The organism is Pseudoalteromonas sp. NJ631, from assembly GCF_000276645.1.
In the GTDB taxonomy this organism is placed as follows: Bacteria; Pseudomonadota; Gammaproteobacteria; order Enterobacterales; family Alteromonadaceae; genus Pseudoalteromonas; species Pseudoalteromonas piscicida.
Window position 1 is genome coordinate 168,655 of the sequence record NZ_AKXJ01000001.1, and the last position, 25,859, is coordinate 194,513.

Sequence of the window (25,859 nt, forward strand, 5' to 3'; positions counted from 1 at the left end):
TCACACAATCCAATATCTACTATGTAAGACACTAAATCAACCCTAATATCTTTTGATTATCGGGGTTTTCATAACAAAAAGCCCCTGTAAATTCTGAGGCTTTTGAATTAGCCTCTGCCTTTTCGGCAGTTATATGTCATACGATGTGGTTGTTTACTTCCTGGCCTAATTTCAGCTGCCTATTCGGCAGGTCACCAACCCGTTCAACAAGGTCTAAGAATTCATCCATTTTAAGCTGCCTATGCGGCAGAGCACTATTAAAGCTAGTCTAAAAATTTATAAATTCCATACGATTAAACCTACTTTCAGTAAATAACCTTTGTTTTACTATCTGCTCTTAACTCTTTGATATACAGCGCTCCAAAAGCGATCGATATTTAAAAGGCTAATTGCGGAACACTGCCTTTGTGCTCTTCATTTGTTGCAAAACCATAGCTGTTATATGTGTTTTGTATTGAGTCTGTTGGCTCTAACCTTAGATGCAGTACAAAGTCGTTTTGATTGCTTTTGCTGGCGATGGGGATTTTATGAAATGCGCTAATTTCTGTATCGATCGGCACGTACTGCGGAATATATTCTTCACCACGAGCTTCGGCTCTGCGTTTTGCGCGTTCCATTCGGCGGCGTTTTTCGCCCATAAATAACTTATCCAGACTGTGGTCACGGATAATCTGTACTTCAGGGGCATCGACTGGTACTGGCTTTATAGCAGATATTTCAAACAGCTTGTCGTGGGCCATCATTTCAAAGTAGTTTTGCTGACTTAGGTTTTTAAGTGCGGTTTTATCTTCACTCACAAAAGCTATTTGATTGCCTAGGTGTTTGTCGGTCCATTTAGGAAAGCTTACGCCAATGTGGTTGCAGCTTCGTCTGTTCATAAAACCGTGCAATATGCCAATGCAGCGGCCTGCTAATAAGGTCACATCACAATTTTCTGGCAGGTAAGTAATGGTGAAATATGCTCTGCTCATTCTTTGGTCCTTTGGAATAACCCGCCTTTGATTAAAACTGCTGCTATGTAGTGAATATGGCTGGCTTGCTCTTGGTTTTTTAGCCCGTTTTGCTCCATTTCTTTTACGTATAGCGCGACTTTTTGTAGTAGTGAATAAAAGTCTAAACGGTTGCTTGGTGCGCGTCTGGCTATCACGTTTTTGTAGTCTGCTCCGTATTCGTGAATTCTTAACCGCTTGTTTGCGCCTTCATCGTACCAGTCATCAATCATTTGAATGGCAGCCCCTACCTTTTGAGAGTGAAAGCAGGCTGCGTCTTTACCCGCGACTTGGGTGTAGGCATAAGTTCTTGCTATGTCGCCGTTTTCTGCGAATGATTGGCTTGGGTAAATCTCTTGCCCAAAGTAGGTGTCGAGCTTGGCGGTTACTTCTAAAAAGCAAAAGCTATATGGGTCTTCTAGACCTGTTTGGACCACTTCTGTGAGTGTATGCAGTGCATTTTCAGCTTCGCGCCATTTGCCGTCCCAACGTAAGCGGTTGGCTTTAGTAATACTGATGGGATCAAACCCCTCACCAATTATCTCTAAATCTACATTGGGTGATGTTTTGTTTCGCCACAACCACTCACACGTAAGAATATTTTTGGCGTAGCGCTTTGCCAACTCCCCAAAGCCACCATGCTGCTTATAGGTGTTCATAAACCGCGTTAGCCAGTAACTTACTTTTGGCTCACCACATACGTTAGGTTCTAGGCTGTTTGCTTCTACTCTGAGTGAAAACCGGCAATAGAGTTGTTGCACGGTGGGCGGCACATAGCAAAGTTCTATGGTGTGTGGATTACCAAAGGCTAAGTCTTGCGGTGCTAGCTCTTTGGGTGTGACTTCATTTTTATAGGCTTCGGCGAAGCCTGACTTTTGACCTCGAATTTTTTGCCGTTCAATTTGTAGTGGTTCAAAATCGCTCTCGGGCGTTTTATAAAAAAACACCGCCTTACCTGGTGAGAGCGAGCGGGTGTATGAGAGCTGGCGCGGGAGTTTCATTAGTCGTACTCAAACTTGGCTTTTTTCATAAGCATAGATGCTTTTTTGCAATGCATGGCCCAAAACCCGTGATTTAAAAAATGCCGAGCGCCAGATAGCCGAACTGTGACCGCATCTACACATTCAAGCAACCCAATAACAGGCTCAACATAGCAATGTAACTGGGTAATTGAGCCTTGCCTTGACTTTGGTTCTTCAAGGGCTAAGTAACCCAGTGCAGCTGGGCGCATTGTGGGTCGCAGTGTTAACTGTTCAGCTAGTTCCTCAAAACTGCTCACTTCAACTGATGTTGGATATAGCCACGAACCACCTTTAGGCAGCGAACGGATGCGCTCAAACAATGCCATTGGTTTTGCATATACTTGGCACCAATCAACTTGATCATATAACGATGGTGGATGGAGCGTGCCACCCGCATAGCGCGATGGAAATGCTGCTTTCAGATGGTTTTCAGACAAGTCGTTAGCAACAGTTTGATTATCAATTTGCACTCTAAATACCAAATCAAAACATATATCGCACTTAGGTATTTGCATAATCGCCGAACGCAGCGGTACACGCTTTTGACCGTCTTTTTTGAGTTTGTTGGGCTCTGGCAGCTGCTTGTTGTTGTGCAATTGATACGAGCGAACATACACGGCCACACCAATCACATGCACGCCAACGCCTAACAGCTTTTGCAGCTTGCGTTGAAATTGATGCCCCAAACCCTCAAGCGCGGTAATTGACGGCATACCCATTAAGTAAGCGTTCGGCATTGCTTCGGCGTTGTAGACTCGCAAATTCTGACAATGCACGTACTGAATAGGCTCCGCCTCAAGCTCGTCCTCTTGGTTATTTTGATGCGATAGCACATAACTAAATTGCGCTTTTAAGATAGGCATTAATTCTGGGTGATAAGCATAACGCTTTAAGTATTTAAGCCCACTCATTTGCCTGTTTAACTCTTGACTTAGAACAAGCTCTAACTGCTTGTATTCTTGCATGGCTAAAAGCTTTACTGGCTCTGGACCTGAGTCATTTATCGCTCCACTTTGCGCTAGTTTGATAAGCTTTTCTAACCAGCCATAAAGTGCTGTTCGTAACGCTTTAGTTGCCGCAATACGTGCCAAGCGCTTTTGCCTCAGCGTATTAAACGGCTTAGACTTTGACAGCACCAGCAAAGCTTCACCCACTGTTTTGCTATTTAATGACGCCACATTAAAAAGCCGTTGCTCGTCTTGGCTGTAGTAGTCGTTAACGGTTGTCGCACTGTAAGTTTTGGCGAAATACTTAAGCACGTTCACTCTGCCGCCCAGTGCGCTTGGCAATTCTCCCACATTTGCAGGGCGATTGTGCTCAATGATCCCGCGTTTAAGCAAACCGCTGCGCGTTGCCATTTGCAGCGCAGCTAAAACGGCATGACTTACAACGGGCGATACACTCAGGTAGTCATGTTCAATTGGAATGAGTAACTGAAGGGTGTAATTACTAATTTGCTCGGGCAGCTCTTCATGAGGGAGCTGCGCGGCTATTTGCTCACACACTGCAATCACATCTCTTTTTAGCAACCCTAGCTCTCTAAACTGTGCTACCCAAAAACCCTCTTGCTTTGCAAGCAGCTGCGCCAAACACACATATTCACCACGCCAAACAAAGCCTGTTAAAAACAACTTGGCATGATTGATTTTTGCGCTATCGTGCGACCAGCCAAATTGCATTGGGTAACTGGCGCTGCTGACTACCCTAAGCCCATCATCAACCACTTGCGCCAATAGCCTTTGGTGGCTGACTCGAATATCGGGGTATTTTAAATTATGGGTGTGATACCACTTCACTTCATCAATACAGGTTTTAAGGTGTTGCTCATCGCGTAGCGCAGCTTTGGCACTATTCACACACGCTAAATCTTTTATGTCTTTTCGCTTGTATGTGAGGTTAATTAAAATCAACAACGCTTGAGGCTCACTCCCTGTAATATCAACATGTTCAGAGTATGGGGCAAATGCCGCTCGTAGCTTTTGGGTGAGCTCTTTACTTGAGGTGTTTTGAAGTAGTGTGTGCAGTTCCATTGATCACCATGGTGGTACAAATTGTTGTTGGTTATTAGGCATGTTCGGTGCAAAAGACTGCTGTAGTTCTATAACCTGCCTGAGGTAAAACACGTTATCGCTCGGCTTTAAAAATGTATTCTTTATAGATGGTTGAACTGCTGCTAAAAAGCCCTCTTCATACAACCTGAACACTTGTTCGGTACTTGTGCCAAGAATTACTGCGGCATCGAACATAGAGAGTAGTAGATCGCCTAAGTTTGGGTGCTTTTTCTTGGGGTTTTGCTCAACGAGCTTGGTTAAAAAGGTAATGACGGCTAACTGCACCGTGTTGTAGCCTTGCGAACCTGCGCAGGCCAATTTGCTGTCTTTAAGCAAACTACCAAATACATCATTAAATGGTGTGTGGTTAAACGGCCTAAGCTGCTTTACTTTAGCAAGTTCAGCAGTGCTAATTAGTTCACCCTCAAACCCACAGGGCCAGTTAGAAAAGTAGCTTACAAACAGCTCGCTAAAATCATGGTCATCATAGCTGATAGCTCGCCAATGACTAAACCAAGCCATAAGCCCGACAAGTTTTGCAACGGCATTTGTTGCAAGGGCATTTGCCAATTTTAAATTTGCTTGATTTGCCTTTGGGCCTTGCTTGATTGCAGCACCACACTCACACTCTAAAAACGCCTCAGGCGCTCTGTAATCAATTTCAGCATCACATTGCCCACATATTCTAGTTAATTGCTGATTATGCTTATGACAGGCTTTATAGGCTCTTAAATGCCAAAGGTAAGGTATGTGCGCATCTTGCTTTAAACATTCGGTGCAAACAGGAACCCCAGACTTACGAAGCAACTGACGAGGCACCAATAACCCACCACGAGAAACCGCCGTAATAGCACCAAACTGTGTATTACTGCGGAGCCAACACAAGTTAAGCAGCTCAGACGCATCAACCCCCGCTAACTGCGCAACCAACCGCAGCGCTCGAACCCGAAAATTACTCGATTGCGATGCCTTATATACATCAACCGATTGCAACTCGTTTGGAAAAGCCCCCTCCAGTTCGTGATCTTGCGTAACCAACCAATCCCACAAAATATCGGCCATATCAGCAAAACCAAGGTAACCATTGTCTTGTGACAAACGAAGCAAGTAGCTTTCAATGGTTTCATCAGGGTAAGGAGTTGTTTGAGAAAGGAATTGCATTTAAAACCTAAACTAAGGAAAACTTAGTTTAGGTTTAGCTGAAAGCAAACCAGTTGTCAAAAGACCACTATTGACTTAGATCACCTCCAAATTATTTACATGGTAGTAATATAGCTATAACTTAGCTATCTCTAAGGATGTATTGAAAGCGGTTGAAACTAGTGAAAACTCATAAATCAAAATAAGGAGGTCTAGATGGCCTGCAATTGTTGTGGAAAGAAACTAAATAGTGGAATGATCCACGTAAACGACCAAAATGGTCAAAAATTTAAATCATGTCCGCACTGCTCAGATGCTAATGGTTCTGAACACGTATACCACCCTTACCCAAATAACTTCGGAAAAACTCCGGCGAGAAAAACAGCTCGTAATCCGGATGGCGATCAAAGCTACTGTATCGATTGTCGACACCTAGCTAAAGGTAAAGCATCAATCGCATTCACAAATGGGCGAACATGCGGATCGTTCAATTGAAATCATCACTAAAAGTTTATAAAAACGACTCAGTGAAATGGTTATCGACACTTTCAAACGAAAGTGTCGATTTAATTATCACTGACCCACCCTATGAGTCGCTAGAAAAACACCGCAAAGTTGGAACAACTACAAGGCTCAAACATAGCAAAGCATCCAGCAATTCTTGGTTTGCGATATTTCCTAATTCACGCTTTGAAGAGTTACTTGTCGAAATATACCGCGTGCTTAAGAAGAACTCTCATTTTTATTTGTTTTGTGATCAAGAAACTATGTTTGTTATCAAGCCAATAGCTGAAAAAGTCGGCTTTAAATTTTGGAAACCAATCATCTGGGATAAGGTATCCATTGGTATGGGGTATCACTATAGAGCCCGTCACGAATACATCCTTTTTTTCGAAAAAGGAAAACGAAAGTTAAATGACTTAAGCATCCCTGACATACTTTGTCATAAAAGGGTTTTTAAAGGTTACCCTACCGAAAAACCCGTTTCTTTATTTGAAGTATTGGTTTCACAAAGCAGTGTTGAAGGCCAACTTGTTGCTGATCCTTTCTTTGGCTCTGGCGCATCCTTAATTGCAGCAAATAATCTCAATAGAAACAGTGTAGGGTGCGATATTTCTGATGACGCTCATGCCTATCTGCTGGATAGAAAGGAACGCAAATAATCTGGCGATTAGCGTTCCTCATTTCTATTTAATCTAATGTGCTCTAAGAGCGCTTTACGAGAGTCTGAATTGAGCTTACCTAACTCACAAATCAATTCAGCCAAATCATCTTCTTCACAATAAAAATAAGCAACGGGCACGCCCAACTCATCTGCAATACGCTTCATCGTAGTAAAGTCTGGTGCGTGCTTACCTTTTTCGTACTGGTTCATTCTTGCACTGGCCGTGTTGGGCTCCATACCTAAAGCAATACCTAGCTGCTGTTGCGTGTATCCAGCGGCTTTGCGGGCTTCTTTTAGGCGTAAGGGCGTTGGTGATTCCATAAGTACCTTAGCTACTAACTTCAATAGCTAAGATTCTCTTAGTATAGCGCCCACTTTGGTACTAAGGAATACTTAGTTCAGTAAGAAGTAATTTTTAAGTATATTTTTAAACCAACTGTGATAAAGAGCACAAGGAATGAAGAATTGCTCATTTTTGCACACAACAAACTAGGTAAACTAGTCTCAATTAATGACGTTCCGAATGGCAAGTTATGTCAATGCACATGTCCTGGCTCTGATGATGAACTCGTAGCAAGAAATAGAGGAAAGATAAAAGCTCACTCCTTTGCGCACACCTCAAAACCTGAGAAAAGCTCTTGCTTAATGACGGCGCTACATAGGTTCGCTCAAGAGCAAATATTACTTTCTAACGTTACATTTAGTCGCATGTGAAAAACACAGCCTCCAAAGTTGGTTGAAAAACTTAGGCCTCGATTGAACCACAACACTTTAAACAAAAAATAAACACTTGTAGCAGCGTAGCACTATACCATTAAACATAGTGACCTAAGAATGCTAATTAACATTATTAAAGCAGCACCAAACTTAGTAACAACTCTTTCGGATCCGCCTAACCAACTGCTATAATTGACATATTTAATTTATAAGGAGACAATCACTTCTTGCTTTAAAGAGTGTTGTTCAGATGGCTATACAAAGTATTAGAATAAAAAACCTTCTTTCCTTTGATGACGTCTTCATAGACGATATTCAAGACATAAACTGTATTGTAGGAAAAAACAATGTAGGTAAATCTAATTTACTAAAGCTTATGCGTTACTTTTATGCAAAGCTAAACGGCGAGAAAACTCTACCTCCTGAGCTACATTCAAATTATAACAGCTTTGGCTCAATAACAGTTCGGTTCAATACCACAAGAATAAAGCATATCGTAACAGGGAAAAACAACAACAGTGCTTTCCTTAAGCACATTTATAACACATTATTTCGAGGAAAGAAGAGAACTCCTTTCACCATTCAACATTCGGAAGAATCATTTCTAGACCTTACTCTAACTATTTTTAAGGATGACTCCGCCAAATGGTCAACTAAAAACCAAGAAGTTCTTAAGGTAATATACATTTTGTACCCATTTATTGATATCGAGACTAGACATATTGATCTATACGACTGGAATCGAATATGGGGGTTAATTAGCCAACTCAGCTCATTCAATGTCAAAAAACTCACTAATGATGAAGTTATCGGTTATTTTGATAATAAAATATCCAATGGAAGTGGCCACTACAAAGACTATATAAATAAGGTTGAAACTATAATAGACACTAGAGCCTATTCATATAGAGACAAAGTACTTAGCTACATAAAAGTCGGCCTTCAAGGTCATGACTTTACAAACTCAGGTCAAGATTTAGGCATCCAATCCGATGGTACAAACTCACATAGGTATATAGAGATTATTCTTAAGTTACTGATTGTTTTAACTAGAAGAGAATATATAACTCCAACAATATATATTGATGAACCAGAAGTTGGACTGCACCCAAAGTTAAATGAAGATTTAATTCAGGGTTTTCATAGGGTCTATATCCAATTTAAAAAGACCAAAGTTGAAAAAGAACATGGTAAGTATAAAACACCTTACCCAAGGGTTATATTTTCAACTCACTCACCAAACATATTGAAGTATGTTGTTAGGTTATTTAAAAATAAACAACAAGTAATTCACTTTTCTAAACCAAATGGACATGGCACACAAGTATCTAGACTAAACTCCCAGTATCGTGACGCTCGCTTCCTTAACATATTTAGTGACAATGAAGCTAGGTTATTTTTTAGTAATTTCATCCTTTTTGTTGAAGGAGCAACTGAATTAGAAATTTTTAGAAATTACAAACTATGCGAGAAGTTTAATGTATTAAACTCTATTGATATTTATGAAACTAACGAAGTTACTCTAAAATACCTAAACCCCAGCTATTCAAGAGCTGCGATACCTTTTTTGGTATTAAATGATGCTGATGTTGTAATAAAGTTTGATTATGGAAAAAGAAAACTTACATTGGACAATAGTAAGTATAGCTTTTCAGATATAACTAAGCGTAATCGACTTAATTTCCATACTAAAAAAGACTTGAGAAAGAAAAACATCCTCGATAATATCAACTCACAAGATGGTAAAATTACAAAATTTAATTCATGTAAAACGGGGTTTGATACATTCTCGATACATAACTATGTTAAGCTACTTAACGGAATTCTCAATGAGCAAAGCTGTCATCTAACAATTACCACTATTGAAGGTGCGCTTATTACAGAGCAGTCTTTAAATATATTCAAAAAATGGCTGATACATAAATTTACCAAATCAATGAAGTACAATGGTTCCAATAAAACACCAACAGGTTGGTTCACGTCTTTAACTAAGGACCTAAATTCAAACAGAAAATCAAGTACTGAAGTGTTTAACCAAATTGTTAGCCTTAATTATAATGATTGTAAATTATCTGAAGCCAACTCATTATTTGTAAAGAAAATCACTACTAGACATTTAAAAGATTGTAACAATAAAGTATCAGCATATTCTAAATCACCAAAGATAATTTTAAACCTATTAAGGGTTGTTTTTGAAGGTAAAACCGATAATTTGCTTAGCCGGTTACATAACGACTATCGTACAACTGTGGACCCAAAATTCATAGAGCTTGTCAAAGAGGTTCGAACGGTTTATTTCAAGACGCTAGAACCAATCATGGGAAAGACCGGAGGGTGGGTAACAGACTTCCTTGACTATTCTATTGAGTACATAGAAAAGAATACTAATAGCAATCAAGAGTTTAAGCGGGATTTTGCATTTACTTTTCCTGAGCTATCCGATATTATTAAAAAGGTTTCTTCCTCGATAGCTCAGGAGGGCTTGTACGCAAGTCGCAATGGGTAGAGTCGAAATACTTTAAACAGAGCTCAGCTCCTAACAGTCACTAGATGTGCGAGGTTATCATCATACTTTAATGGTCGCTTTAAGTGCACACAGCGTGTAAAGATTGTTCTTTTGTGTCAAGGAAGAAACCCTAATCATGAAATATAAAAAGCTCACTGTAAAATCGTTCGTATCTATGCTTTCCGATGAAGCAAGCGACCAATTAGAACTATTAAAACAACCTATAGAACCTTACAAGTTTAGCGATGTAAAACAGCGTAAATTGGGCAAAAAAACTATATTTAAGCTAACACCTGCTAAGTCACAGTACCTCGACAGGCTAAATAATAAGCTTTTCTCCCACATCCGAATTAATAACTCAGCTATCGCATATGTGGAAAAAAAGTCATACCTAGACATGTTTGAGCCTCATAGAAAAAACATAAATTTTTTAAGATTAGATATTAAATCTTTTTTCCATAGTATAAACAGAAAAACACTAGAAGAAACGTTGTCACCTTATGTTACTGACGAAAATTTTTTCGAAGTTGGCAGTGTGAAACAGAGCTTAATTGACGCATTGTTAAATCTTGTAAGCCTAAGAGTCTCAGTGGAATATAACGATGAATCACTACATAATAAAGATATTCTTCCAATAGGATTTAAGTCATCCCCTGTAATTTCAAATATAGTTTTTAGAAAATTTGATATTATAATACAAGAGTTATGTGCGAAGAATGACATTATCTACACTCGTTATGCTGATGACATGCTATTTTCCTCGCCTGTGCATTCTAAATATATACACTCTGATAAGTTCTTAAATGAAATATCCTATATTCTGTCATTTGGTGGCTTTAGACTTAATCAATCTAAAACCATAAAAGACAAGAGAATGATTTCTATAAATGGTTATGTGGTGGAGGCAGGGGAAAATGGTGACTCTGGAACCATTCGAATATCAGAAAAGAAAACAAGAAAAATATACAAGTTAATATACATGATGGAAAATAACATTCCACCTAAAACGATCATGAATAGAATATTCAAAGTGAGGGACAGAGATATTGTATATAGATATAAAAAAGGAAAAGCTAAGTTCAAAGAGACTTTTTACAAGACACAAACTTTGAACAGGCTCACTGGTTACCGTGCTTATATAATATCTTTATTAAAATACAATAACAAGTACAACTGCATTAAGGAAAGACAAGTTAACGAATACCAAAAAATGATAATAAAACTGGAAAAACAAATATACAGGTTAAATCTCTAATCACAGTTTAGTTTTGATATAAGTAAGAATATAATTTATTTATAAATTAACTTATAACTATCAGCTTTGAGCTCAGATTTTATCTCTTCAACAACTGCACCAGTGGCACTTTCTTACAAAACTGGGTATCTATAAATGGATCTTCATCTTGAGGCCCATCAGGTTTAAATGTGGAATACTGTTCCACCTCACAACCTTGAATTTTATTAACATTCATCTCAAATACATTGTCGAGTTCTGGCCGCCATGCCTTAAACGCAGAACTTAAGTATTGCTTGTTGAGCGTTACGGCATCACTGATAAGTGCTTCAGTGAGAGCTGAGTCTAAGAAGTTTTTCAGCTTTCGAAGGCAACCATTTGAAATGGCAAAAAGCGATAATGCGATATCCAAATCCTCAAAACGAGGCTTGTCTGAAAATGGCAATCGATTTGAAAACCCTTTAAGAACACGAATAAATAGTTGAAGCTCTTTTTTCTCTGATATTTTAAAGTAAGGAATAAAGCGGCGAATAAAAATCCGTGATGACCACTGAGGCTCATCGGCTATTTGGTCTATCCAAGGCATGCCGACTAATACAATGGAGATCCCCGCTTTTTCATTGATATATTTAAACTGATTCGCAATGTCTCGGCGCTTTTTACCTAGATTGTTCTCAACAAGCTCTTGAAACTCATCAATAATAATTAGCTCAGTACCTGAGCGTTTTAGTTGCTCAACTAAACTTTCAGCCAACGCGATTTCATTGCCATGTTTAAGTCGTTTGCTAGATTTAGCACCAAACTGTCCTAGGTCGTGTAGCAACTGCTTTAAAGTGGATTCAATTGATGGATTACTAGGAATGCGGCTCAGCAGTACAGGTACTTTTCGCCTACCATCAGCAAAGTGCGGAGGGTTGTTATCGTAATAGTGTTTAATCAATGCCGATTTACCACACCCAGTATCACCACTTAACATCATGCATGGCTTTTCACCTGCAAGGTCGTGATGCAAACGCAGTTTGTCAAAATCGTTTATGATGGTCTTTGGTATAGTGTATTCGATAAACACCGATTTGAATTGATTGAGTTTTGCCTTTTTAGCCTCGGTCAGCATAACTAAAACGCCTCAAGATCTGAGACAAAATCATCCCAGTTATCATCGTCTTTTGGCTGATCCGTTTTTATCTCTTCTTTGTTTTTAGGGGGTAAGGCTGGAGCTGCAATTGAGGTCAGGTTTTCATTGTTAATATTTTTAGCTCTAGCAATTGCTTTCACCCCTTTAACTTTCGCTTTTCTGAGGGCTTGAGAGACTTCTTTTACTTCCTCTTCAATGCGCTCGTTAATGTAGAGCCTAGCCTTAGCTAAACTTACTTCATCAACTTTTTCATAAGTCTTGTCTCTCAAAAGGCGAACATTTATCTTATGCATATCAAGTGAAAGACCTTTAATTTGTTCTTGCTTAGGACTCACACTTGGCACAGTAATATAGCCATCTTCACCTTTTATAAATACATAAATTTCAGAGAGATCGTTTGGATTTATTTTGATAGTGACTTTTCTTGATTCATTTCGTGCCATTAGCTTTCGCAGGCTAGAAAGCTCATCACTATCATACCTAATGTGTTCATATGTAATACCACCTTTGCGCATGGTGCGCTCAGTGGTAATACCTAGGACGACGTCTAAATCTTCTATTTCTTGAGCATCTAATGTATACACTGGCGTTTTCTCATTCCCTTCTTGCCACAATTCATATGGTATATAGCGGTAACGTGAATCTGGCTCCTTATGATAAACGTCTATAACCCACTTATGAAACTGATGAACATATGTACTAAATCTTACATGAGCATATTTCTTTGGATCATAATCATGTTTTTCGGCTATGCTTGAGAAGGTTTTCCCGGGGATATCACCATTGTACTTATTGTTGATCGTCTTAAATGCACCTTCTACAAAAGGCTTATGCCAAGGACGTTCTATTTTGTTAAATTGGATATTTGTAACTACCTGACGACAAGCAGAGTCTAACGATTCACACCAAAACTCACAGGCGTTATCAACCACTAAAGTACCTATCTTTCCATGACACGGCCAATCACCTGTTACATCAGGATATCTACTTACGATAGACTCCTTTGGTATCATTGCTTGACGTATAGCCTGTATTACAGCGATATAGCCTGGGCTTTTAAAACCAATATGAAATCCAATAATGCACCGGCTATATACATCCATCAGTAATGTTAGATTGGCCCGACCCAGAGGCACGAGTGTTTCATCATCAAGCAAAATTACATCCAATGGAGTGTGATCAATTTCTACTCTTTCTAAAGGCCGTAGGGGTAAGGTGTGGCTATCAACTGTGGCAAACTCAATATCTGCTAGCCGTTTGCCATATCTATCCACCATCAGATCATATTGAGGTAAGCTATCTATTCGGTTTTTGAATGCTTTGTAAGACAAAGCTTTTAAAGGCGTAGAGATAACCGAATCGTTCTCCAATGTTATGAGGTCTTTGTAATACCTATACACCGCCGCAACAGATAGGCGCTCTTTTGTGCGATAGCGATTCAGAGCCATCTCAAAAAATTTGTCTGTCTCTGAAAGTGTATTTCTATTGCCCTTGCGGTCGTGCCTCGGGACGAGCGAAAGTATGTTTCCGCCTGATTCTACATATAGCTTGTGCCACCTTGCTAACGTTCGCCATGAAGGAACCTTTTCCCCTTCAAAGCTTGGGATATCTTTTAACAAAGAAGTTAAGTTTTTCTCCGTCCATCCTCCAATCAATCGTTTTGAAATCCATTGCAAATATTTAGTTCGAGCAACTGCGGTTTGTTGGATGTTTTTAGGATATGTAGCTAAGTCTCGATTAATTGACTTCGGCTCAATGGGCTTAAATAGTGCAGGCTCATTAGTAAACTCATCTTCAAAACCAAAGTCATCTTTATTCATCACGCCATACCAGTGAATCTAAGCAGAGTTTCGAAGAAAGATCTGAGTTAATTTTACCAAGAGACAGCAACCTGCAAACTGAAGAGAAGGTGTCTCCCGATGTTACTTTAAGAAGTAGGATCAGTTCGTTGACACTAAGCCTATTGTATTGGGAGAGGAGATTAAGGATAGTATGTTGTAATTCCGTAAGTGCTTGATACCCAGCATACTGATGTAATAGCTTAAAATTATCCAACATAGGCTCTACACAGATCTGTGCTTCAGTAACCAATACAAGATCAATTCCGTGCTCTTCGCGAGCGGTTTTTCGCTTTTGAGCAAATCGAGTAATGAAATCTGGCTTTACCGTTTCATATTTAGGCTTAATTTCAATCAGTTGCTGTTTATTTGATGTATTGGTAAGCAGGAAATCAGGTGTATATTTTGTTGTTTTCCCTTCAAATGTATACATAAAGTGCAACGGCTGTGCCTCGAAATGCTTGATTTTAGGGGAGTATTCAAGATAAAAGCATGCATCATATTCGAGTGAGCTTTCGACTAAGCACATGCAATTGCTTTTTACACTGGCAAACTTGAATAAGCTTTTTACTCTGGAATGTTTGATCTTCCGCCTAATCATTATTAGATCCAACGAGTTGTGCTCATTAATAATTAGACTATGACAGGTTATTATGCAAATTCTGACAGGTTTGAAGGGCTAATATGACAACTTACACTTCAAACAACAACAAATATGGAGGTTTGGGTGGCAGTCTTACCAGCCACATCCCGGCACACAAGTCATACGCTGTGGCTGCTTCGTTCCCGACCTGACCAGATTCACGTACTATTGTTGCGAGAGGACCAATAAGACTACCATTGAGGGCCTTGTTTGGCGCGGGAAGAATTATCTCGAAGATTGCAGGGGGATGCAAGGGAAAAGTCAAAAAGCTTGGCTAACTGAGTGATGTTTAAACAGTTTGCCAAGCTTTTGTGGATTTTATGAGGCTATGTGCTTATTTGTTCAACGCAATTTTGATTTCTTCTAGGCGCTTTTTCACTTTCTTCATGTTTTCAGGGCCCATTCTTAAAAACTGTTTTTGCGCCGGAGAAAGTTGCTCCCATTCTGCATAAGCATATTTATAGGTAACTGAGTCTTTTACCAAAGGCAGTGCGGTGTCTGGAATGGGTGTTGCCAACAACTCGTCGATTGCATCAGTTAACGTGCCGTTGAATGCATCTCCTTCGTAGCCTATTTCTTCGTATGCTTCTTCAAATAATGGTTTGTATTGGTCATATAGTCTAACCACTTGTGCGGTGCTCATGGTGTCGAACATGGCGACATAAGGTGTGTAACGCTCGTAACTGTTAGGGTCGGTAATAATAATGTCGTCATCAATTACGCTAAAGCCATCTTGCGGCTTCACCACTGGTGCATGGTTTTCTGCCACTTTACCCTTTGCTAGGTTATCTACATAAACTACAGTGCGGCGGATCACGTCGTCATCTGCCAGTAATTCTACCGCTTGATTAGAGAGATAATTTGATACCGCTTCTTTAATTTCTGTATCACTTTGTGAAAGCGGTGGTAGTGTTACTTCAGGTTCAACCGGTTCTACTTGCTCTGGCTCGATTTGCTCTCGTTGCGGTGGCAAGGTTACTTCAGGCTCAACCACTTGTTCAGGTGGTGTTTCTCTTGCGGTATTGACTAGTGGCGTTTCTGTTTGTTCAGGCACAACAATATCTTGCTTTACCTTTTGGTTTTCCGTCGATGGAGTGTCTTTTTGTGCTAGCACAAACACAGCCACAATAATCAACGCTAGTACAACTACCGCGGCAAATAACAACTGGCTGTTAGAAGGTCTTTTATTACCTTCTTGATGATTCTCTGACATGGGGACTCCCTCTTCGTCATTGTTGATACGCGTTAATGTAAAACTATCACCAAATACTTGACTAATAACTTAATGCGCGCTGAAACCCTAAAAAAATGCGTTGTGGTGCAAACTCTGGCTACACCTTGTTCAAACATTTGATCTTAATAAAAATACTTGAGCACCGAACTTAAGTTCAGTACATTGAAGTTAAGCTAAATTGCCACTTTATTAAATACAAAATCGCGCCAATTAGCGACTAAATTAAACCGCTAGTTTGTTAAAATTTGTTTGTGCCACCATAGCGCTTTAGTGCTTAAATTTCAAAATAATAGCCTAATATGTCGCGCGGGTGTGTGCTCTCAGACAACTTGGGTTTTAGCTAGGTTCAACTAGAATAAATAATACAACCTATAAGCGGCTTAAGGGCAAAGTGGCACTTTACTACTAAAAATAACGCATTTACTGGAGTTATCAACTCTTTGCACCTAAAGCATTACAACATCAACAAAGATAAATAACGCATAAAAAGACCAAATTTAAATTAATAAAATTTAACAGCAGGATGGCCTCTTTTGAGAAAGCACAGAACGAGTGATAAAAAAATTGCCTTACTACTGACTGGAGGTGGTGCAAGGGCCGCTTATCAAGTCGGGGTATTAAAGGCGCTTGCGCAGAGTATGCCTCGTACTTCTCCCCTCCCTTTTGAAATCATTACAGGCACCTCTGCCGGCGCAATTAACTCGGCGGGGATTGCCTGTTACGCATCTTGCTTTCACCTTGCGGTGAAAAAAGTTGAATATATTTGGAAGAACTTTAGCACCGACATGGTGTACAAAAGCTCGTTTACGGGTGCATACGGCCATTTATTTGCCAATATGATGCGCAGCTTTCAAGCGCAATACCTTAATCAGCCACCAGCCAGCTTGTTAAATAACTCGCCGCTTCGAAAGCTGCTGGCCAATGTGCTTGATTTAAATCGCATCGATCACAATCTACACCGCCATTATCTTGATGCCATCGCTATTACGGTTTCAAGCTATTCTACTGGTAAATCTGTGGCGTTTTATCAGGCGAACAATGCTGAACCTTGGCAGCGCTCAAAGCGCGAAGGCGTTCCGGGCACGATTTCGCTCGACTTACTCATGGCAAGTTCGGCTATACCTATGGTGTTTCCAAGCGTGCGCGTTAAGCATCATTACTATGGTGATGGCTCTATCCACCAGCTCTCCCCGCTTAGCCCTGCCATTCATTTAGGTGCGGATAAAATCTTTGTGATCGGTGTTGAGCAACCGAAACTACCACAGCCGCTCGGTTATGAACCGCATTTTCCAGGAATGTCTGTGGTCGCCGGTCACCTGCTAGACAGTGTGTTTAGCGATACCTTAAATTCAGACATCGAACGGCTCGACCGCGTCAACCGTACGGTAAGTTTGCTACCGGCCAGAGAAAAGCACAAAGAGCTTAGGCGAGTAGATCATATGCTCATCAAGCCAACGGTTAATTTTAATGAAGTCGCAGATCATTATTACGAAGATATGCCGTTGGCAATCAAGCTGTTGCTCAGAACCATGGGGGTTAAAAAGCATTCGCCGTCGAGTTTAACGAGTTACTTGCTGTTTGAGCGTACTTATACACAAAAACTCATTGCGCTTGGATTTGAAGACGGCATGAACCGCTTGGACGAAATGAGAGAGTTTTTGGAGCTCAAGTAAGATTTACAATAATAAAAATAGGTAGTAAAGATGTATAAACCTACTATAAGCGCACTTTTGCTTATCGCACTTGGGTCAATTTCATTTAGCGCATACAGCCAAACGTTCGATGTTGTTCAAATCATCCAAAATAACACCGCTGGGTTTAGCGGCTTAGATAATCCAAGGCAGCTGCGTTTTAATCACCAAGGTACGCAGGCCGTTGCAGTAAGTGGCGACGATAACGCAGTGGTTACATTTACGCTTGATGCAAATAAACAGCTAGTCCAAGAGCAACTCTTTCAATCGAGCGACGCGCATCCGCTTTTACTTACTGGCGCATCCGATGCGGTATTCGTAAATAGCAATCTCATTCTTAACACTAGCTTTTACGATGGTGCATTAAATGTGCTTGCAAAAGATAAAACGGGTAAGTTTAATCTTGTGCAAACCTTTTCTGACGAAGTGTCTTACAAAGTGGTGTTTGATCCAACCAAAAATGCCTCAGCTCATGACATTCTTAGCTTGTTTGCACCTTGGAAAATTAGCTTAAGTGGCGACAAGCGCTATGCATTTATCCCAAGTTATAAAAGCAATACCATCACTGCTTTTAGGATCACTCCTGCAAACAGCGTGACATGGCTCGGCCCAATTGACAGCGCTGAGCAAACTGATATGGGTGGACCTGTGGATGTGCTAGTAAGTAAAGAGGCTAACGCGCTTATCGTCGCAGGTTATGAAGGCGATGTCATTACGCTGTGGCAACAGACAAAAGGTACTTATACTGTTAAGCAGCGCATCGTTAAAAACGACACTAACCTGCTCGCGCTCAGTAAACCACAAGCCTTGGTTGCAAGCTCAGATTTCACTGTTTTTTATGTTGCAGCGGCGGGCAGTAACAGCATTTTAGCCTTTGAGCGTCAACAAAACGGCCAATATCATTTGCTCCAGACCATTGATGCAAACCAAGTTGGCAAGCCACTTAACGGTGTCTCCACCTTGTTACTTGCTGCTGATGGCAAAAGGTTGTTCGCAGCCTCTGAGAGTAGCTCTGGTATTGCAGAGTTTAGCGTTACCGCAACGGGCAAGCTCACACATATCGCAACTTTTGATGATTTGACCAATCCCTTAGCCAATATATCGGCCTTGGCTTTTGTGACTGACGCAAATCATTTAGCCGTATCTCTTGCAAAACAAGATACCATCAAAATACTCAAAATAAGGAAGCAGTAACGCATGTGGCCAACTGATAAACCACTGATAGGACAGCATGTCACCCTTGAACCATTATCAACAACACATATTAATGCCCTGCAACAGGCAGTAAAAGATGGTGAATCATGGAAGCTTTGGTATGCCAATGTCCCCACCCCAGACGATATGGAACGCTATGTTAACACTGCGATAAGTCAAGCATCTGAAGGCAACCTTGCCTATGCGGTAAGGCTAAATAGCAGTAACGAAATCGTGGGAACCACCCGCTATTACAATGCAGATATAGCCAATCGCCGTGCCATGCTAGGCTATACTTGGTACAGCGATAAAGTGCGTCGAACAGCGGTTAACACGGAGTGTAAGTTTTTGCTGTTACAGCAACTTTTTGAAGATTTTGACGCCATTGCCGTAGAGTTTAGAACCCACTTTTTTAATCATGCCTCTCGCAATGCCATTGAGCGACTTGGCGCCAAGCTCGATGGTATCTTGCGCAGCCACCAGTTCGGTAGAAACGGCGAGCTAAGAGACACCGTTGTGTATTCGATTATCGCCTCAGAATGGCCCACCGTTAAGCAGCATTTATTGAGCAAGCTCTACAGGTAGTAAAAGCATAAAAGATCGCAGGGTAAACCTGCTCCTACTCTGTGTTGTAGGAGATGCTTTACGCGGCGCTCTGTAGCAACAAAAACAGCGCACAAGATCGCAGGGTGAACCTGCTCCTACTCCGTGTTGTAGGAGCCGCTTTACGCGGCGATCTGTATAGCTTACTGCACGATTTTGCTTTTTGCTTGAGCTATCATGCTTTCGAAATAATCATATACTGACGGATCGTCGACTTGCTGTGCGTTCGCAAGTTGCAAGGCGTGATTAAAGCTTTTCAGCGCCTTGTTATACGCTTTGTTCTCTAAATATCCATGGCCTAGGCTGGCATGGGCATAAGACGAGTCGGGATAACGCGTGACAAATGCATTTAAAGTCGCGAGCGCAGCGTCTAGGCGTTTATGGCTGGTTTGCGCGTCAGCAAGTGCTCTGTATATAGACTCTGGCACTAACACATCAAACTCATAGCGCTTAGAAAGCTTTAGATAATAATCTTCAATATCAGAGATATGCGCATATTTTCCGGCTTCTTCATTGAGCTCAAAGTAGAAATCGTCAAAAAGTTTCGTTAATCCTTCATAGAGACTTGGATAAAACGTAGTTTGATGCGTTTCCAATTCTTTAAGGCTAAATTGCCAATTTACCTCTTTTGATCTGAGTGCTTTCAGGTTTGACGCAACTCGCATACCGTTGGTGTAAAAGTCGCCACCTTCCCCTGCGATACTAATATACAGATTGCGACGTAAATCATGCGTTGAGTTGCTAAGTGCTTTAAACTGCTGATCCAGCTCTTCCTCACCCCACCAACCTGGCGGACTAACAAGCAGATAATTAGTAAATATCTCTGGCTTATTTAAAAAGGTGTGTAGTCCGTAGATCCCACCATTGGAATACCCTACTAACGTACGATTAGGTTTGAGTGAATATTGCGACTCAATGAAAGGAAATAACTCCCGAGTTAAGAAGGCTGTAAATTCGGCTGTCTTGCCAAATTGAGGAAACTTCTCTTTAATCCAGCGCTGTCTATCACTTTGGGGCTCACCGTTAATTGGCGGTAAGTAGTCTCTAGTTCTCACCGTGGTTTTCAACCCAACAACGATGGTAGCAGGTATTTTTCCAGTGCTAACCAAAGACTCCACAATACCCACGGTTTGGGTAAAAAAGAATTCAGCATCGAGTAAGTACAACACTTGATATTGTTTCTTAGGGTCATAATCATTTGGCGTATAAACCATGACCTCCCTATTCTCACTTAATATCTTAGATGCAAAGGTTATTTTAGACCCAATCGTGATGGCTTGTTGTTCTAATGTTTGCCCATACACCTTGCTCAATGCAGCAAGTAGCATTAACACTAGCAAAATAATAAAACGCATGACTTTCCTTTTTAGTTTATTTTTATCAGTGTGTTACATTAGGAAAAAACAGGGCGATAAAACAGCAAAGTTTGCTGATTTTTCGCTGATAATTCGCTGAAAAAAGAATTTTAAAATGGAATTAAAGCAGTTTTTGATTGCAGATCACCTTGTGGATGTAAATCGCAATCATATTGTTATCGACCAACAGACTTATGCGCTCCCCCCTAAAGCAATAGCGGTGCTTTGTGAATTGGCAAAACAACCAGGAGAAGTGGTGAGCTTTGAGCAACTACTTAACACCGTTTGGCACGACAGAGTTGTTTCTCCCAATACATTGCAGCGCTGCATTTTCCAAATTCGCCAAGTATTCAAATATGCTGATAGTGAGTTAGAGTTTATAAAAACGCACAGTAAAAAAGGCTATAGTTTAGAGGCACCCGTTACGTCGATAAGCGATAAGCCGAGCGCGCATAAAGCGACTCAAAAATCTCGCCCACGCGCTGCAAAACTTGGTGTAGCGGCCCTAGCCATAGTTATCACGGCTTATCTCTTTACGGTTACAATTCAACCAGAGACCAACCCCAAAGTACCTATTCAACCTACTTTTACTCCAATGACCACAAGTGACGCATGGGATGCAAATGCCAGCTACTCACCTGATGGCCAATGGATTGTTTTTCAGCGCTTTAGCGATAATTGCCATAGTCAGCTTTGGGTAAAAAATCTAGCCTCGCACAACACCTCTCGCTTAACCGCTCGCCAAGGCGTGTACGGAAAACCAAGTTGGTCACACGACGCAAAGCAACTAACTTTTACCGAACGGAGTCATTGCAAGGCTCAAGAGACGTCTCCCTTTTGCTGGTCTTTAAACACACTAAATGTCGATACTGCAATCAACTCACCACAAAATCCACATGCCGTTATCGCTTGCCAAGAAAAGCCCATGTGGCGTGCAAATTGGATGAAAAATGGCGAGATAAGTTACTTATCTCATTTGCGTCCTAAACAAGCAGTGCCCTACCTTTTTGATTTAAAAACAAGAAAAAGCCTCACTACCGAGTATTTGCCAAACTTTGAAAACTACACTCTTGACTACCTTGCAAATCAAAATGTTTTCGCCATGGTAAGCATTGATGAGCACAACTCTCATCACCTGAATATTTACAATCCCGATAAGACGCCAACGATCACGGCAAAGATAGTACTACCGCACGAATTGTCACCATTGCAGCCAATTGAAGTCAGTTACCACCCAAGCGGCGAGTATTTGCTCGCATCGACGACCAACGGACTTTATAAACTGCAAACCAACGGGAGAATGATTGCTCTTGATACTGGGGGCAGAAAGAATCTAAGAGAGGCTTCTTTTTCAGCTGATGGAAAACAGATCTTAGCGACACAGATAAATGCCGATACCGATATTTTTACCTTAAGTCTTGCTCAGATACGAAATCACCAAACCGCTTCGGCAGCAAAGATAGCCAGAACAACAATGAAGGAGGACAACCCACAGTTTCAACCTCATGGTGATCATATTGCTTTTACATCTACACGTACTGGTTCAAGGCAAATATGGCTTTACAATGATCAAGGTGTTTCACAGCTCACCGATTCACAGCATGACAATATCAGCAAACGAATTGTGTGGTCTCCTGCGGGTAATGCGATAGCAGGCACGACGCAAAAAGGACTCACGTTGTGGTCTTTAAATGGTGATAAAACCCTCATTGCTAATTCGCTTGCCATTGATTCTGTCCTGCAGTGGCTAACGCCAACGACGTTATTGGTCACAGCAAGGGAGAATGGAAATGCTGGACTTTACATTATTAATAAAGATACCAAAGAAGCCTCACTCATTGTTTCTGAAAATGTAGTTTGGGCCGTGCAAGTAGATAGTGAGCATTTTCTTTATCAAGATATGAGTCAGCGTTTTTGGCTTGTTGACACAAACACAGCTCCTGTACCGACTGAGATCCATGCGTTACGCGCTCAGTTAGCGCAGCCATTTGCCGTTTATAAAGATGGTATATTGTACGGCGTAAACAACGACAACCAACTATGGTCTTATCATCTCAGTGCAAGGATATATCAACACCTTGCAGAGGTACCCAGTAACAGCCGCTACTTGGCAGATTTTAACGGTGAAACCTTTTTGTTTACTCAAATGCATTTGATGCAAAAGCATATCGTGTCATTTAATACACCTGATGATCAAGGCACATAGATAGCGCAAGAACGCAGGGTAAACCTGCTCCTACTCCATGTCGTAGGAGACGCTTTACGCGGCGATCTGTTAAAAAAGCACAAATTTAAGAAACGTTATTATGGCAGGCCATCGAGTAAAAACTGCTCCGCACGTTCAACGCGGCGGGGTTTCCCCTTTAACAGCAAAACATCATTAACGCGTAAAATGGTTTGCTCATCTGGTTGAGCAATTTCTTCGCCGTCCCGTCTTAATGCAGTAATATCAACGCGCTTAACCTTGAGCTCAAGCTCAGCGATTGACTTGTTAACGGCAAATGCATGGTCAGGCAAAGCAATGGCATGCAAATATTCTAGTCGCTCGCCTGTGACTTCATGCAGATCACTGCTGTCTCCAGCAAAAAAACCATGTAAATACGGATAACGATTTTCTCGCTCTTTACTGACGCGACGAAAAATCCTGCGCATTGGCACGCCAGACATGTACAGCACATGGGAAACCAGCATCAAACTTGCCTCTAAAGTTTCTGGCACAACTTCTGCGACGCCCATGGCTTTTAATTGCTCCATGTAGCTGTCATCTTTCATGCGTACCAAGATCTTCACTTCGTGGGTACGCCGACGAATGGCGTCAACAACCACTTGCGTCTGTTCAAAGTCATCAAAGGTAATGATAACCAAGCGCGCTTTATCAATATTTGCTGACTTTAACAGCGTTTTTTGTGCCGCATGACCAAATAACACGGGCTCACCCGCAATTTGTGCGTCTTGTACAATTTGCGGGTTGCGCTCTACCGCAATATATGGAATAGCCTCTGGACGTAAAAATCGTGCGATAGTTTGACCAACACGCGCGTAGCCAAAAATCACAACATGATTTTTTAAATCAGCCGCGTTATAACCACTCGGAGCTTCGGGTTGCCAGTCTTTTTCTATTCCCAAGATATTGAGAATATGTGCGGTTTTACTAATAAGATAAGGCGTTAACGCCATAGACAACACGCCAAGCGTGATCAAAAAGGACACCGCATTTTGATCCAACAACTGATGTTTACTGGCAAGCGCGAGTAACACAAAGCCAAATTCCCCCATCTGCCAGATCAAAATACCAGCGCCCCAAGCATCTTTTTTACGCTCACCCATTAACTGCGCAACGCCAACGATGATCAACACTTTGATCACAAGCACAGCGGCAAGTGCTGCAACAATATAAATAAACTGGTCGAGCACATAAGGAATATTTAGCTGCATACCCACCGTGACAAAAAAGAGTCCCATTAAAATATCTCGAAATGGTCTAATTTCTGCCTCAAGCTGATGTCGATATTGGCTTTCCCCTAACATCATGCCCGCTAAAAATGCGCCGAGCGCCATTGAAAGCCCGAATGCATAAGTGAGTGACCCCGCGCACAGGGCAACAACCAAGGTAGATAAAACAAAGAGCTCATCTGTTCTTACCAATGCGATTTCGTTGAATATTCTAGGTAGTAACCACTTACCTATTGCCCATAAAACCAGACACACAACCGCTCCCTTGGCAAACGCAAAAAGTAGCGCTGACGCCAGCTCTGAATTACTCGCAGAGGAAATAAGCGGAAACGCGATGAGCAGTGGCACAACAGCAATATCTTGGAATAACAACATGCCAATACCGAGCTGACCATGGCGTGTGTTGAGCATCCCAAGCTCTTTTAACAGCTTAACCACAACCGCTGTAGAAGAGAGTGCAATGAGGCTCGCAATCACAAATGCGCCCACCCACTCATATTGCATAAAACGCAACACTAACATACCGATGATCGTGGTCACAATGACCTGCAAACTCCCTAAACCGAATACTACGTTTCGCATTGCCATTAATTTTGGCACGGAAAATTCAAGCCCTAAACTGAACAGTAAAAACACGATCCCAAGCTCGGCCATAAAGTGAATTTCTTGGCTGTCACTCATCCATCCAATGCCGTGACTGCCCGCAATTACTCCAGTGAGCAAATAAGCCAGAATAGGCGGCAAGCCAATCCGCTTAAAGGACCAGACTAAAATCACAGCACATAATAGCAAGGCAAAAACCTGCGCGAAGATACTTTGCAATCTGCCTCCTGAGCGAAAAAATTGACGGGGAGTAAAGGTGGATTTCTTATTCTTTCTTTTAAATATAGCAAGCGTTTGTTTTTAAGCCAGTTTAAATTTTTGGCACAAAGTTCGCATATTAATCATGTATTGTTGTATTTAAGGGGAAGAAATATGGAAAATGTCCATATTTTGACACAAAGATTGCCGACCAGAGGCGATTACTTGCCGTTCAATTCTGAACAGTATAGTACGCAAGGCGGTGAACACTACGCGCGATTAGTCGACAAACTTCAGACAACGCTCAACATTGAAGAGCTGTTGACTATTTATGCGGAGCATGTGGCAAGAATTTCAAAAATTTCGGGACTCCAGTTCCACTGTAGCCTTGGCGTCTTTCAGATGAAGGACAGCGATAGCCAATTTCCGGCTAGTACATTTGATCTTGAGCTCGAAAAAGAGCACTTAGGCCAGTTGGTGTATTTCAGTGAGTTTCCATTTAGTGAAGCGATCAAGGCAAAATTGTCAAAATTACACGCCTGTTTAATTTACCCAATGCGTAATGCCTTGATGTACAACCGTGTATTGCAATTAGCAACCAAGGACTCACTGACTGGACTTTACAATCGCAGCCAGTTTGCAGATAACTTAGAAGAAAAGCTTGAGCGATGCCGTCGTCAACATCGTAATTTCAGCCTTATGCTTTTAGATTTAGACAACTTTAAACAGGTGAATGATGTTCATGGTCATAAAGCCGGTGATGAAGTGTTGGTTGAGTTTTCACGTATTTTGCAAACCTCAACGCGCGCAACGGATTCAGTATTTAGATTCGGTGGTGATGAGTTCGCCATTTTAATTGACGACCCAGCGTTTACAACCAACAAAGTGATCGCAGAAAGAATTATGGAAGCCGTAAGAAAGTCGAGCATGTTGGCTAAATATACGGTGACCACAAGCATTGGCTTTACGCTGGCATCTAGCCATGATACTGCCGACAACATATTTGCTCGTTCGGATAGCGGCTTATACCGCGCAAAAGCTGCCGGACGAAACTGCGCTCGCGCAGTATAAAAAAACCACTTCCCCTT

Annotated in this window: 19 protein-coding genes and 1 other RNA gene; 8 read left to right on the forward strand and 12 right to left on the reverse strand. The window is 41.3% G+C overall.

The genetic code is table 11. From position 1 onward, the window contains the following. Positions 1-377: 377 nt before the first annotated feature. From cas6f to A587_RS0100840, 4 genes are read right to left on the reverse strand one after another with little or no spacing between them, the layout of a single operon-like run. Positions 378-971 (reverse strand): type I-F CRISPR-associated endoribonuclease Cas6/Csy4, encoded by a 594-nt coding sequence (gene cas6f / locus A587_RS0100825; protein WP_017216063.1) that lies wholly within the window; start codon positions 969-971, stop codon positions 378-380. Then, entirely contained in the window at positions 968-1,990 is a 1,023-nt protein-coding gene (gene csy3 / locus A587_RS0100830) for a type I-F CRISPR-associated protein Csy3 (protein WP_017216064.1), read from the reverse strand. Before csy3 ends, cas6f begins: the two co-directional genes overlap by 4 nt. Continuing rightward, positions 1,990-4,041 (reverse strand): type I-F CRISPR-associated protein Csy2, encoded by a 2,052-nt coding sequence (locus tag A587_RS0100835; protein ID WP_017216065.1) that lies wholly within the window; start codon positions 4,039-4,041, stop codon positions 1,990-1,992. Before A587_RS0100835 ends, csy3 begins: the two co-directional genes overlap by 1 nt. Positions 4,042-4,044: 3 nt before the next feature. Further along, complete coding sequence (locus tag A587_RS0100840; protein ID WP_017216066.1) at positions 4,045-5,223, reverse strand: TniQ family protein; 1,179 nt, start codon at positions 5,221-5,223, stop codon at positions 4,045-4,047. A 455-nt stretch (positions 5,224-5,678) separates the two neighbouring features. On the opposite strand from A587_RS0100840, the gene A587_RS0100845 reads away from it, so the two are divergent. After that, positions 5,679-6,365, forward strand: a complete 687-nt coding sequence (locus A587_RS0100845; protein WP_017216067.1) for a DNA methyltransferase — start codon at positions 5,679-5,681, stop codon at positions 6,363-6,365. A gap of 8 nt (positions 6,366-6,373) precedes the next feature. Here A587_RS0100845 and A587_RS0100850 read toward each other — a convergent pair whose 3' ends face one another. Next, a complete protein-coding gene (locus tag A587_RS0100850) occupies positions 6,374-6,688 on the reverse strand; it encodes a helix-turn-helix domain-containing protein (RefSeq protein ID WP_017216068.1) in 315 nt (104 codons plus the stop codon). A 646-nt stretch (positions 6,689-7,334) separates the two neighbouring features. Between A587_RS0100850 and A587_RS0100855 the strand changes: the two genes are divergently transcribed. Further along, complete coding sequence (locus A587_RS0100855; RefSeq protein WP_017216069.1) at positions 7,335-9,590, forward strand: retron Eco8 family effector endonuclease; 2,256 nt, start codon at positions 7,335-7,337, stop codon at positions 9,588-9,590. 136 nt (positions 9,591-9,726) lie between these two features. After that, entirely contained in the window at positions 9,727-10,845 is a 1,119-nt protein-coding gene (locus tag A587_RS0100860; protein ID WP_017216070.1) for a reverse transcriptase family protein, read from the forward strand. 79 nt (positions 10,846-10,924) lie between these two features. On the opposite strand, the gene A587_RS0100865 is transcribed toward A587_RS0100860, so the two are convergent. The 5 genes from A587_RS0100865 to A587_RS0100880 form a co-directional block, all read right to left on the reverse strand. Beyond that, complete coding sequence (locus tag A587_RS0100865; protein ID WP_017216071.1) at positions 10,925-11,938, reverse strand: TniB family NTP-binding protein; 1,014 nt, start codon at positions 11,936-11,938, stop codon at positions 10,925-10,927. Between the two features lie 2 nt (positions 11,939-11,940). Next, positions 11,941-13,779 carry a Mu transposase C-terminal domain-containing protein gene (locus A587_RS0100870; protein ID WP_017216072.1) on the reverse strand — a complete coding sequence of 613 codons (1,839 nt, stop codon included), beginning with the start codon at positions 13,777-13,779 and terminating at the stop codon, positions 11,941-11,943. After that, positions 13,772-14,326, reverse strand: a complete 555-nt coding sequence (locus A587_RS0100875; RefSeq protein WP_232288002.1) for a TnsA endonuclease N-terminal domain-containing protein — start codon at positions 14,324-14,326, stop codon at positions 13,772-13,774. Before A587_RS0100875 ends, A587_RS0100870 begins: the two co-directional genes overlap by 8 nt. A 205-nt stretch (positions 14,327-14,531) precedes the next feature. After that, an RNA gene (gene ffs / locus A587_RS24600) (signal recognition particle sRNA small type) lies at positions 14,532-14,628 on the reverse strand. Between the two features lie 146 nt (positions 14,629-14,774). After that, a complete protein-coding gene (locus A587_RS0100880) occupies positions 14,775-15,653 on the reverse strand; it encodes a DUF3014 domain-containing protein (protein ID WP_017216074.1) in 879 nt (292 codons plus the stop codon). 554 nt (positions 15,654-16,207) lie between these two features. Here A587_RS0100880 and A587_RS0100885 point away from each other — a divergent pair. The 3 genes from A587_RS0100885 to A587_RS0100895 are packed head-to-tail and all read left to right on the forward strand — an operon-like array spanning position 16,208 to position 19,144. Further along, on the forward strand, positions 16,208-17,347 hold the full coding sequence (locus A587_RS0100885; RefSeq protein WP_017216075.1) for a patatin-like phospholipase family protein: 1,140 nt from the start codon (positions 16,208-16,210) through the stop codon (positions 17,345-17,347). Between the two features lie 30 nt (positions 17,348-17,377). Beyond that, positions 17,378-18,559, forward strand: a complete 1,182-nt coding sequence (locus tag A587_RS0100890) for a beta-propeller fold lactonase family protein (protein WP_017216076.1) — start codon at positions 17,378-17,380, stop codon at positions 18,557-18,559. Positions 18,560-18,562: 3 nt separating this feature from the next. Continuing rightward, on the forward strand, positions 18,563-19,144 hold the full coding sequence (locus A587_RS0100895; RefSeq protein ID WP_017216077.1) for a GNAT family N-acetyltransferase: 582 nt from the start codon (positions 18,563-18,565) through the stop codon (positions 19,142-19,144). A gap of 161 nt (positions 19,145-19,305) precedes the next feature. Here the strand turns inward: A587_RS0100895 and A587_RS0100900 are convergent, their stop codons facing one another. Beyond that, positions 19,306-20,517 (reverse strand): alpha/beta hydrolase-fold protein, encoded by a 1,212-nt coding sequence (locus A587_RS0100900; protein WP_017216078.1) that lies wholly within the window; start codon positions 20,515-20,517, stop codon positions 19,306-19,308. 115 nt (positions 20,518-20,632) lie between these two features. On the opposite strand from A587_RS0100900, the gene A587_RS0100905 reads away from it, so the two are divergent. Beyond that, the gene (locus A587_RS0100905; protein WP_017216079.1) at positions 20,633-22,723 is read left to right on the forward strand and encodes a winged helix-turn-helix domain-containing protein; all 2,091 of its coding nucleotides are present in this window, start codon (positions 20,633-20,635) and stop codon (positions 22,721-22,723) included. 98 nt (positions 22,724-22,821) lie between these two features. On the opposite strand, the gene A587_RS0100910 is transcribed toward A587_RS0100905, so the two are convergent. Continuing rightward, positions 22,822-24,792, reverse strand: a complete 1,971-nt coding sequence (locus tag A587_RS0100910; protein WP_017216080.1) for a monovalent cation:proton antiporter-2 (CPA2) family protein — start codon at positions 24,790-24,792, stop codon at positions 22,822-22,824. 153 nt (positions 24,793-24,945) lie between these two features. On the opposite strand from A587_RS0100910, the gene A587_RS0100915 reads away from it, so the two are divergent. After that, entirely contained in the window at positions 24,946-25,842 is an 897-nt protein-coding gene (locus A587_RS0100915; RefSeq protein ID WP_010371382.1) for a GGDEF domain-containing protein, read from the forward strand. Positions 25,843-25,859 lie beyond the last annotated feature (17 nt).

Coding starts and splice junctions, on each gene's coding strand:
- A587_RS0100890 (WP_017216076.1), top strand. CDS start 17,378: ATGTATAAACCTACTATAAGCGCACTTTTGCTTATCGCACTTGGGTCA.
- A587_RS0100855 (WP_017216069.1), top strand. CDS start 7,335: ATGGCTATACAAAGTATTAGAATAAAAAACCTTCTTTCCTTTGATGAC.
- A587_RS0100840 (WP_017216066.1), bottom strand. CDS start 5,223: ATGCAATTCCTTTCTCAAACAACTCCTTACCCTGATGAAACCATTGAA.
- A587_RS0100905 (WP_017216079.1), top strand. CDS start 20,633: ATGGAATTAAAGCAGTTTTTGATTGCAGATCACCTTGTGGATGTAAAT.
- A587_RS0100845 (WP_017216067.1), top strand. CDS start 5,679: ATGCGGATCGTTCAATTGAAATCATCACTAAAAGTTTATAAAAACGAC.
- A587_RS0100860 (WP_017216070.1), top strand. CDS start 9,727: ATGAAATATAAAAAGCTCACTGTAAAATCGTTCGTATCTATGCTTTCC.
- cas6f (WP_017216063.1), bottom strand. CDS start 971: ATGAGCAGAGCATATTTCACCATTACTTACCTGCCAGAAAATTGTGAT.
- A587_RS0100915 (WP_010371382.1), top strand. CDS start 24,946: ATGGAAAATGTCCATATTTTGACACAAAGATTGCCGACCAGAGGCGAT.
- A587_RS0100865 (WP_017216071.1), bottom strand. CDS start 11,938: ATGCTGACCGAGGCTAAAAAGGCAAAACTCAATCAATTCAAATCGGTG.
- csy3 (WP_017216064.1), bottom strand. CDS start 1,990: ATGAAACTCCCGCGCCAGCTCTCATACACCCGCTCGCTCTCACCAGGT.
- A587_RS0100875 (WP_232288002.1), bottom strand. CDS start 14,326: ATGTGCTTAGTCGAAAGCTCACTCGAATATGATGCATGCTTTTATCTT.
- A587_RS0100850 (WP_017216068.1), bottom strand. CDS start 6,688: ATGGAATCACCAACGCCCTTACGCCTAAAAGAAGCCCGCAAAGCCGCT.
- A587_RS0100900 (WP_017216078.1), bottom strand. CDS start 20,517: ATGCGTTTTATTATTTTGCTAGTGTTAATGCTACTTGCTGCATTGAGC.
- A587_RS0100870 (WP_017216072.1), bottom strand. CDS start 13,779: ATGAATAAAGATGACTTTGGTTTTGAAGATGAGTTTACTAATGAGCCT.
- A587_RS0100895 (WP_017216077.1), top strand. CDS start 18,563: ATGTGGCCAACTGATAAACCACTGATAGGACAGCATGTCACCCTTGAA.
- A587_RS0100880 (WP_017216074.1), bottom strand. CDS start 15,653: ATGTCAGAGAATCATCAAGAAGGTAATAAAAGACCTTCTAACAGCCAG.
- A587_RS0100835 (WP_017216065.1), bottom strand. CDS start 4,041: ATGGAACTGCACACACTACTTCAAAACACCTCAAGTAAAGAGCTCACC.